This window comes from Clostridium sp. (genome assembly GCF_036642255.1).
GTDB lineage: Bacteria > Bacillota > Clostridia > Clostridiales > Clostridiaceae > Clostridium_J.
In genome coordinates this window covers 57,211-67,908 of the sequence record NZ_JAVWDJ010000020.1, presented here as the reverse complement: position 1 = coordinate 67,908, position 10,698 = coordinate 57,211, and the positions used below count along the sequence as shown (strand labels likewise).

At 31.3% G+C, this 10,698-nt stretch carries 9 protein-coding genes; 8 read left to right on the top strand and 1 reads right to left on the bottom strand.

From position 1 onward, the window contains the following. From RR409_RS12300 to RR409_RS12290, 3 genes are all read left to right on the top strand, one after another. A partial coding sequence (locus tag RR409_RS12300; RefSeq protein WP_332558056.1) for a S8 family peptidase occupies positions 1-1,435 on the top strand: 1,435 nt, incomplete at its 5' end. 388 nt (positions 1,436-1,823) lie between these two features. After that, positions 1,824-3,731, top strand: a complete 1,908-nt coding sequence (locus RR409_RS12295) for a S8 family peptidase (protein WP_332558055.1) — start codon at positions 1,824-1,826, stop codon at positions 3,729-3,731. A gap of 286 nt (positions 3,732-4,017) precedes the next feature. Further along, positions 4,018-5,910 carry a S8 family peptidase gene (locus RR409_RS12290; protein ID WP_332558054.1) on the top strand — a complete coding sequence of 631 codons (1,893 nt, stop codon included), beginning with the start codon at positions 4,018-4,020 and terminating at the stop codon, positions 5,908-5,910. A 294-nt stretch (positions 5,911-6,204) separates the two neighbouring features. On the opposite strand, the gene RR409_RS12285 is transcribed toward RR409_RS12290, so the two are convergent. Continuing rightward, positions 6,205-6,774 (bottom strand): nitroreductase family protein, encoded by a 570-nt coding sequence (locus RR409_RS12285; RefSeq protein ID WP_332558053.1) that lies wholly within the window; start codon positions 6,772-6,774, stop codon positions 6,205-6,207. Positions 6,775-7,302: 528 nt separating this feature from the next. Between RR409_RS12285 and RR409_RS12280 the strand changes: the two genes are divergently transcribed. The 5 genes from RR409_RS12280 to RR409_RS12260 all read left to right on the top strand — a co-directional run bounded on the left by RR409_RS12280 (position 7,303) and on the right by RR409_RS12260 (position 10,682). Further along, complete coding sequence (locus RR409_RS12280; RefSeq protein ID WP_332558052.1) at positions 7,303-7,800, top strand: DUF2975 domain-containing protein; 498 nt, start codon at positions 7,303-7,305, stop codon at positions 7,798-7,800. Positions 7,801-7,812: 12 nt separating this feature from the next. Next, complete coding sequence (locus RR409_RS12275; RefSeq protein WP_332558051.1) at positions 7,813-8,037, top strand: helix-turn-helix transcriptional regulator; 225 nt, start codon at positions 7,813-7,815, stop codon at positions 8,035-8,037. A 328-nt stretch (positions 8,038-8,365) separates the two neighbouring features. Next, positions 8,366-8,911, top strand: coding sequence for a nitroreductase family protein (locus RR409_RS12270; protein ID WP_332558050.1), 546 nt, complete (start codon positions 8,366-8,368; stop codon positions 8,909-8,911). Between the two features lie 277 nt (positions 8,912-9,188). Further along, complete coding sequence (locus RR409_RS12265; protein WP_332558058.1) at positions 9,189-10,457, top strand: helix-turn-helix domain-containing protein; 1,269 nt, start codon at positions 9,189-9,191, stop codon at positions 10,455-10,457. 84 nt (positions 10,458-10,541) lie between these two features. Then, positions 10,542-10,682 carry a hypothetical protein gene (locus RR409_RS12260; protein ID WP_332558049.1) on the top strand — a complete coding sequence of 47 codons (141 nt, stop codon included), beginning with the start codon at positions 10,542-10,544 and terminating at the stop codon, positions 10,680-10,682. Positions 10,683-10,698 lie beyond the last annotated feature (16 nt).

Genomic DNA, 10,698 nt, shown 5'->3' with positions numbered 1-10,698 from the left:
AAGATCCCATACTGAAATTTTTCCCTATGGAACTGAGTTCCATAAAGATCAAATAACAGAAGCGGTAAAAGCTAAGATTCAGGGAAGAGATCCCTACGAAATTGTACCCCATAGGGATTTGGTGGGTCATGGAACGGCCTTGGCTGGTATCATTGGAGGGAGAAGACCAAGAGGAAAGGATAGACTTAAGTGTATAGCACCTAAATGTGAATTTGCTATAGTGAAGTTAGAAGAAGTAAGGGATAGTATTTTGGAATTAGCAGGGATGGAAATAGGGACTAAAAATGTGTATCAGCTTACTAATATAATTTCAGCAATTGGGTATCTTTCAAATTTGCAGCTAAAACTAAAAAAGCCAATGGTGGTATATCTACCCTTAGGCACTAATTTTGGTGCTCGGGATGGTAGTACCGTATTGGAAAGATATATCGACAATATAACGGAAAGAAGAGACTTTTGCATAGTTACAAACACTGGCAACCAAGGTAGTGGAAGAACCCATACTAGTGGAATAATTAAAGCTACTGGAGATATCAAAGATATTCTCATAAACATAGACAACGCTCAAAAAACTTTAAGTATAGCAATTTATATTAGAAGGCCAGATATTGTATCCTTTGGCATAACTTCACCTAGAGGAGATAGGCTATATAAGATTCCAATACCTTCAATTAGGGAGCAAAATAGACATTTAACTTTTGAGGAAAATAACATAAAAATTCGATACATTGCACACGAGAGAATCACCGGTTCTGTAAATTTAAATATAGTAATTGAAAATACTTTTGAAGGGGTTTGGAAAATAAGTCTTTTAGGAGAGCATATTGTTAACGGATTATACGATTCATGGATTCTGCAATCAGAGCTATTAAAAGGAGATACTAGATTTTTGAATCCTGACCCTAATACAACCTTATTAAGTCCTGGTTCAGCAAGAAATATAGTAGCAACGGCTTACTACAATCAAATGGATAATACGGTGATACAAAGTTCAGGAAAAGGACTTCCTAGAAACGGAAAGATAGAACCATCCTTAACAATTGGAGGAGTAAATTTACTAACACTTGGTTTAAATAATTCACTGATACTTGGAACAGGACCTTCTATGGCAGGAGCCATATTAGCTGGAGCTGTAGCCATAGTGTATCAATGGGGAGTAGTGCAAGGAAATTACCAAGGCCTTTATCCTCCGAGGTTAAAAAACTTATTAATCACTGCAACAGAAAAAGATAGTGATAAGCTATACCCAAATGATGAATGGGGCTTTGGAAAGTTAAACCTCAATAAATTATATGAAGTTTTATTGAGAACTACATTTGGTAATAATCAGAGCAATATTACTATTAATAGAAGCAATGTAGCGGACTGTAAGGATGAATCAACTAGCTATTTGTATATAAATATACCTATGGAAATATACAGAAGGCTTAAATAAAAATCACACACTCTTATAAATATAAGCATTTCTGATATAAAGTAAAACGAATATATAATGATTATGCTACTTTCGGGGAGCAGTTTTTTATGAATTTTATTACAAACTTTGGAAACACATACCATATAGTTTCTAATAACAAACCCTAGCTATATGGCTTAATTATAGGAATTTATGTCTAAATACACCTTGATTATTGGCTATTTTCAGAAGCAAATTAATGAGATAAAAACCCAGACTTATGAAATTAATATAATATAGAGTTAAAGCACAAAAGAACTACAACTATTTGTAGTTCTTTTTCTATGACTTTAGGTGCACATAAGAACGGTTTACCTTAAAAGCAATATACTATGAGTAAAAGAATATATTGGGGTGATAAAATATTATGAAGTATAAAGATTTAGATTATCCCACTTATGAGAGTAGAGAATTAGGTCCAGGAACTACTAATACTTTAACTGCACAAAATATTAATAACTATTACTTGAGTGGGGATTATGATACCTATTTTATTGAATACTTTGGAGACATATCTTCAGCCATAGCTAACATAGATTATGCAGATGTTTATATTCCCCAAAAGTTTTTTGCAATTTTATTTGTGCAGAAAGGAATGCTAAACACTTTACTTGAAAATGTTCCTGAAATTATTGGTGTTCAACCAAATGTTGTTTATACTCTCTCAGAACTTATAACAAACAGTGATATAGGTAATGAAGCTCCTTTGTATACTGATAGTATTCCTCTTGATGGGGAGGGAACCATAGTGGGGATTATTGGTACGGGTATAGATTATCTAAATCCTAGATTTATAACAGAAACTGGTGAAAGTAGAGTTGCTGCTATTTGGGATCAAAGTTTAAATAACGGACCTACTCCAGAGTTTTTTCCTTATGGCACAGAGTACAGTAAAGCCGACATAAATAATGAAATAAGATCTAACGTACTTGGAGAAACCCCCTACGAAATTGTAGCTCATAGAGATGAAGTTGGCCATGGAACAGCCATAGCAGGTCTCATTGGAGGTAGGAATCTAGGGGGGGAGGATAGGCTTAAAAGCATAGCTCCAAAATGTGAATTTGCTATTGTTAAGCTACAAGAAGCAAGAGAAGAAGACCTAGAATTATCAGGGATAGACCCAAATACTAAAAATGTGTATTCCGCTACAGCTATATCTTCAGCAATTAGATATCTTTCTGACTTGCAGCAAAGGTTAAGAAAGCCCATGGTTGTATACCTTCCCCTTGGCACAAACTACGGTGGTCGTGACGGTGGAACTATAGTTGAAAGATACATCGACAATTTAACACAAAGAAGAGATTTTTCGATTGTTACAGATACTGGTAACCAAGGGACTGGGAGAACTCATGCCAGTGGCATAATTGAGGCTACAGGAGATACTCAGGAGATTTTTGTGAATGTAGCACCAGCACAAAGCTCCTTAAATGTATCAATTCACACCAGAAGACCAGATATTGTATCTGTTAGTATTACCTCCCCTAGTGGAGCTAATATAAATAAGATTCCTATACCTTCAATTAATGAACAAAGAAAATATTTAACCTTTCAGGAAAATGGTATTAACATTGATTATTTTGCACAAGAAACCTTAACTGGATCAGTAAGTATTAATATGTTAATTAAAAATACAGTTGAAGGGATTTGGAAAATAAGCCTTTTTGGTGATTATATAGTCAGCGGCCTTTATGATTCCTGGATACCTCAATCAGAACTTTTAAAAGGGGACACTCGATTCTTAGACCCTGATCCTAACACAACCTTGTTGACTCCTTGTACGGCAATAAATATAATTACAACTTCCTGCTATAATCAAATCAACGACACGGTTATACAAAGTTCAGGAAGAGGACTTCCGAGAAATGGTAAAATTGAACCTTCATTAACAAATGGAGGAGTAAATTTACTTACTGTTGGATTAGATAATTCCTTAATCCTTGGTACAGGTGGTGCCATGGCTGGTGCAATACTGGCTGGGGCAGTAGCATTAATATATCAATGGGGAATAGTACAAGGTAACTTTACACAGCTTTTCCCACCAAGGGTGAAGAACTTTTTAATTGCTTCAACAATAAGAGATGATATCAGAATATATCCAAATGATCAATGGGGCTATGGAAAGCTAAGTATTGATAAATTGTATGAAGTTTTGTTTAGAACTAGTAATATCAGTAATGCTAGAAATCATGAACCTTTCTTTGAAGATGAATCCTTGAATTACTTATATATAAATATACCCATGGAAATATATAAAAGATTTAAAAAAAGCCATTAAAGTCGCAGCAAGTTACTTATGTCTAACAATGCATAATGCAGATTTATACGAAACAAAGTGCCTTTGAAAATAAGATAAGTTTTCTTCATAAAAGAATTTTGGTACACCAAAGCAATTTCCCAAAGCTGAAGAGCTGGCACTTATCGAAGCTCAAAGATTTGACGCTTCCAAAATATTTTTAAAGTCGAAGAAAACATGTTTCTTAGGAATGAAGGAAATAGAAGAACTAAATAAATTGAAATAAGTATAATGTAAGTAAATGAGTGTATTAAGGTGATGGGATATTATGAATTATAATGATTTTCATGATCACATTTATACGCCTAGGGAGCTAGGTGAAAAAAGTATTAATATTTTATCTGAAGAAGACTTTAAGTACTATTACGCAGCTGATAATTATGAAACTTACTTTATAGAATACTTTGGCGATATAGAACTCGCACTAACTAACATCGGCTATGTCCATGCATATATTGTTCAGAAGTTCTTTGCAATATTATTTGTACAAAAGGGGATGTTAAATGCCTTAATCGAAAGAGTGCCACAAATCATTGGTGTTCAACAAAATTTTATATATACTCTTTCTGAACTGGTGACAGATAAGGATATTAGTAAGGCAGCTTCTATCTATGACAACAGTATTCCTCTTGATGGGGAAGGGGTAATAGTTGGAATTATTGGTACTGGTATAGATTACTTAAATCCTAGGTTCATTGCAGAAACTGGTGAAAGTAGGGTTGTAGCAATATGGGATCAAACTATAAGTACAGGACCAAACCCAGAAGTTATTCCTCTGGGAACGGAGTACAATAAGGATACTATAACTGAAGCAATAAAAACTAAGGTTCAGGGTGGAGTTCCCTATGAAATTGTGGATCATAAAGATGAAGTTGGTCATGGAACAGCCCTTGCTGGCATCATTGGAGGTAGAAATTTAGGAGAGGGAGATACACTAAAGAGCATAGCACCTAAATGCGAATTTGCCATTATGAAAATAAAGGACATAAAAAAAACAACCTTAGAATCCATAGGGATAGAAAGGGACGCGAAAAATGTGTATCAAGTTTCAACCATTGCTTTAGCAATTAACTATCTTTCTAATTTACAAGCAAAGCTTAAGAAACCAATGGTAGTATATCTACCTCTAGGCAGTAATTTCGGTGGTCGTGATGGTGGTACCATATTGGAAAGGTTTATTGAAAATTTAACAGATAGGAGAGATTTTTCTGTAGTTACAAATACAGGCAACCAAGGAAGGGGAGAAACCCATACCAGTGGAGTAATTGAGGATACAGGAGAAACAAAGGATATTCTAATAAATGTAGGTAAATCTCAAAATTTTTTAAGTATGATAATTTATATTAGAAGACCAGATACTATATATTTCAGCATAACCTCACCTGGAGGAGATAGTATAACTAAAATTCCCGTACCAACAATTAAAGAACAAAATAAATATTTGACCTTTAAGAAAAATAACATCGACATTCAGTATTTTGCACAAGAAAGAATAAATGGTTCTGTAAATTTAAATATATTAATTAAAAGTGTTTTTGAAGGAGTTTGGAAAATAAGCCTTTTTGGTGAATCTATTATTAATGGTTTATATGACTCATGGCTTCTTCAATCAGAGTTATTAAAGGAAGACACCAGATTTTTAAATCCTGATCCCAATACAACCTTAGTAACTCCGTGCTCATCAATAAATATAATATCCACTTCCTGCTATAATCAAATAAATAATACTATTATAGAAAGTTCAGGAAGGGGTTATCCAAGAAATGGGAAAATAGAACCAGCCTTAGCAATTGGAGGAGTGAATTTGGTAACTGTGGGGTTAAATGATTCATTAATACTGGGTACTGGGAGTGCTATGGCAGGTGCCATACTAGCTGGGGCAATAGCGTTAATCTATCAATGGGGAATAGTGCAAGAAAACTTCACACAGCTTTTTCCACCTCAGCTAAAGAATTTACTAGTTGCTGGAACAGTGAAGGATGATGATAAAATATATCCAAATGAAGTATGGGGTTTTGGGAAGTTAAGTCTTGATGTTTTATATGAAGTTTTGTTTAAAACTGGCAATGGTACTAGAAACCAGGGGACCTGTAGTAAAGATGAACACACTAACTATTTATATATAAATATACCTATGGAGATATATAGAAGATTTAAATAAATATTGTTTTGTTGTTATAAATATAAGAATAAAACAATATAAGAATATATAGTGTTTAAGCCACTTTCAGGGCTTTTTAGGATTTTTCAGTATGAAAAAATCTATTAGAATTATTTGTTAAGCAATTTATTCTAAAAAATATAACTTCTAGCTAGTGTTAAACTCATTGGAGAATAACGCAAGCTAGAAGTTATTTTTTATATTATTTAATACATAATGAAGTTGAATAATTTGGTTAGCCAATTTTTCACTAAGCAAAGCTTTTTGTTTAGTAAATTTTAAAAATTACACCTATTACTTTATAAAGTTCACTACATTTTCTCTTCTTGGGAATGGTTTTAGTTCCTTTGTTATTGCAGAATATCCAAGAGTTATTACAAATTGTGGTGTGTACCCTTCAGGGATGTTAAGTTTTTTAACTTCTTCTTTATCTTCAAATAAAAAGGTTGTAAGACCTACCCAGCAAGAAGCCAATCCTAAGCTTTGTGCAGTAAGTAGCATATTTTGAGCAGCTGCACTACAATCAGCCATTGGGCAGTAAGGTAACTCACTGTTACTGTTATCTTCACCAGAGATTACTATCACTGTTGGAGCGTTGTGGAAAATGTGATATCTTTCATTTTCAGCCATTTTTATAATCCAATCAGTAGAAGCCTTTTTCATAACTTCCTTTGATTTTAAATTCATATCATCAAGAATTTCCTTGTTTTGAATTACAGTAAAATGCCAAGGCTGATCATTATGACCGCTTGGAGCAAATATAGCAGCTTCAAGAATAAGGTTTAATTCTTCATCCTTTACTTGCTCTGGTAAGTATTTTCTAATACTTCTTCTGTCTTTAATTAATTCTAAAATGTTATTCATTTGTTGTTCCTCCTGATTCTTTGGTTTACTATAGGTTTTCATGATGGAAGTTAAATTTGTACAATGTCAAAAGCCTAAAAGTAACCATGGTAGTTTTATATGTAAGTTTAATTCCTAAATGGTTTTTAGTATAAAATTAAACATTTATATACCTAAAAAACCTTAGGAAACTAAGTTAGCTTAAGCAACAAGTATAGATCTCAAATTGATTCCTATAAATATGGTTAAAAGCATAAATATAGTTTAGTACACTTCATAGAAATTTTAAACAGTAATTTAGAAATATGATATAAAAATTAAACATTTTTTCACTGATAAGCCTGCTAACCTCACAAGTGCGTATAAGTGTATAAGTATTTAAATAAAATTAACTTGGGAAGCATTAAATAAAAAGGATATATTTTAAATTAGTAAAGAGAATTAATTATTGTATTATATGAAAAATTTAATGTTTATCATTAAATAATATTTGATAAACGTTTATTTTGATGCTATAATAAAAATATAGTAGTAAAGGAGGTTCATTCTATGAGTGAAAATAGTATCAAAATAAAAAAAATTAGCAAAGCAATGCTAATGTTTGTTAGAGTGCTAATGATAGCAGTTGTAACGTATGCAGTATATTTTACAATCACAGGTTTCTCTGTTAATAACAACATTGGATTGCTAAGGGAAATGATGGCATTATTTGCTTCTTCTATTACAGTTTTTCTAATGATAGGCATTCTTGCTGTAGTTTCTATGTTGTTAAAATCCATAGAGAAGGAGTATACCCCTTTTAACAGTAACAATGTGAAAAAATTGAAAATCCTATCCTTACTTCTCTTGATGTTTGAACCGGTACATTTTATATCAATAAAAATAGTTGATGTATTACGCCCTGTGATTCTAGAAAATGGTCAAAAAATAACCACCTTCATATCCTTTGGTGGGGTGATTTTCTCATTAGGCTTGGTTGTTTTTTGTCTTGCTTTAATTTTTGATTATGGAATTGAACTACAAAAGCAATCCGATGAAACACTCTAAGGAGGATAGGCAATGGCAATTATCTTAAGACTTGACCGAATGATGGCACACCGAAAAATATCTTTAAATGAATTAGCTGAAAAAGTTGGAATTTCAAATGTTAATCTTTCTAATATTAAAACAGGGAAAGTAAGTGCAATACGTTTTTCCACCCTTGATGCTATTTGTAAGATACTAGATTGCCAACCGGGAGATATTTTAGAATATAAACGTGAAACCAATGAAGAAAGCGATTAATAGATGTAGATTATAATATAATTCTTAGTTTACATTTTTCTTTAAAAGTGGTTTAGAGGGTGATAAAATATCACCCTCTAAATTTATGCAAATTTTCAACATTATTTTATAACATAGTCAATAAAAAGAAAGTAAATCAGTAAACTTTGCTATAATATAAATAGAACTTAGAAGTAAAAGATTAATAGAAGAGTAGTTCATTAAACTGCGGTAAGGTAGCGTTAATTATAAAAATATATAAATGGAATATAAATATTTATAGGGTTTAAATATCACAGTTTTATATTGAAAATAGAGTTAAATTTATAAGAAAAAGCGAGGGTTTATTATGGATTTTAAAGAGTTAGTTAATTTAAGAGAAAGTACTAGAGCATATTTAGATAAAAAGGTTGAAAGAGAAAAGTTAGAAATATGTATTGAAGCGGCAAGAATGGCACCTTCAGCTTGTAATTCTCAGCCATGGAAGTTCATTGTGGTGGATGAGGAGAATACTGCTAAAAAGCTTAGTAACATGGTGTATGATCCGTTAATTCGTATGAACAAATTTGCCTTAGAAGTACCAGCCTTTATAGTGGCGGTGTTTGAAAAGCCTAATATAACCTCAAAGGTTGGTGGTATGATAAAAGGCAAGGATTATACTATTTTAGATGTGGGAATTGCAACGGAGCACATATGCCTTGCAGCTGCAGAACAGGGGTTAGGTACTTGCATCATAGGATGGTTTAAGGAAAAAGAAATGAAAGAACTTTTAAATATTCCAAAAGGGAAGGCTATAGCACTTGTGATAACTATTGGGTACCCTAAAACTGAAAAACCAAGAAAGAAAGTAAGAAAAGAGTTAAAAGATATTCTTAGTTATAATAAATACGAATAAGGTTTTAGACTATAAATTTATGGAGATAAATATTGAGAGAGCTATTTAATAAAATTCGGGATGACTATAATCAAGGGTCATCTTATAAGAATTAAGAAAAAGTTGAAATATATAGAAAATAAGTACTATAATATAATTAATCTAACTATTCAAATGTACAAATTTGAATAGTTTTTAATATATTTTTATGAGATTACTTAATGAGTATTTAAGGGTATAGAATTTATATAATCAAATTAATTTGATATTACAATATAAGAATAAGGTGGTGAGATTGGTGAAATTTCTTGATACAGGTGAAAAAATTAAGAAACTAAGAAAAGAATTAAAGATAAAGCAAGAAGAACTAAATAGTGTTGGGGTTTCTAGAAACTTTATTAGTATGATTGAAAATGGTAAAAGAAAGCTGCCAAAACATGTAGCTATAAAGCTTATAGAAATCTTTAAGACAAAAGCTAATGAAATGGGAATAAAGCTAGAGATAGATGAACAGTGGCTGTTGACTTCAGCAAAAGAGCAGGCTATAAATTTTTGTAACGAAAAATTAGCTTCTGATTTATCTATTGAGGATATTGATTTAATAATAGAGCTGATAAAAGATTATAATATCAAAGAATTAATACCTAAAGTATATGTTTTGAAGGCTAATGATTTATATGATAAAAGATTATACGAAGAGGCCTTTACTTACTATTATGAAATTTTAGAATGTGTTCATGGTGAAAGTGAAGAGAAGTCCTTTATTTATAATAAATTAAGTAAATGCAAGATTATGATGCTAAATTATGTGGAAGCAATAACGTATCTCAATAAATGCTATGAGTATTGCACCGTAAATGGAGATATAAAGAATAAGAAAAATTGCCTATACAACATGGCATTTAGTTATCAAAAGCTTGATAATATTGATTTAGCTTTAAGTTGCATAAATAGTTACATAAAGTTATGTGATATCCAGGTAGAGTTTAAAGAATATATGGGAGCAATTATCTTAAAGGTTAATTGTTATATCCTAAGCAAAGAATATCAATTAGCAATTGATACAGCTACTGATGCAATTAATAAAATTCATGACTCCGAAAATTTATATCTAGGTTATCTTTATAACAGTTTAGGAGTTTTGTATACTGAGGTTAATGATTTTGATAAAGCATTAAGTTATTTAGAGAAAGCAGAAGCTATCAGACTTCAACAGGATAGTTATAACCTTTCTCATACAATACTTAATAAAGCTAAAATATTTATCAAACAAGAAAACATAGAAGAAGCCCTGCAGCTTATTAATAAAACTATAGCTCTTGCAGAAACCCATAATGACTATGAATTTATAATAGAGAGTTATGAGTTATTAGAGAAGTTATATGTTGACTTAAAAAGAAATGGTGAACTTATAAATACCTACTTAAAAATGATAAATTTATTTAATAAAATGAGTAAAAAAGATGAGGCTTTGAAAATATATGTAAAGTTATTATCATTAACTATAGAAAGTAAAGATAGTGATGAATATAAATATTACTTAAGAGAAGCAATGAAATTAGTGTAACTTTATGAAAAGAAAAATAGGAGTTACTGCCCATGTAACTTCATGTTATAATAATAACATGAAGTATATGAGGGGGTTGTAATTTTGAGAAAAATTTTTAAAATTTGTTCATTTTTATTATTCACTGTATCAATAATTGGTGCAGGCATTTTATCTAATTGTAATGGACTAGATCAACCAGGACCTATAGGAATGGATACTAAAACAATTACACAAAATATATAACTTGAAGAATATATAA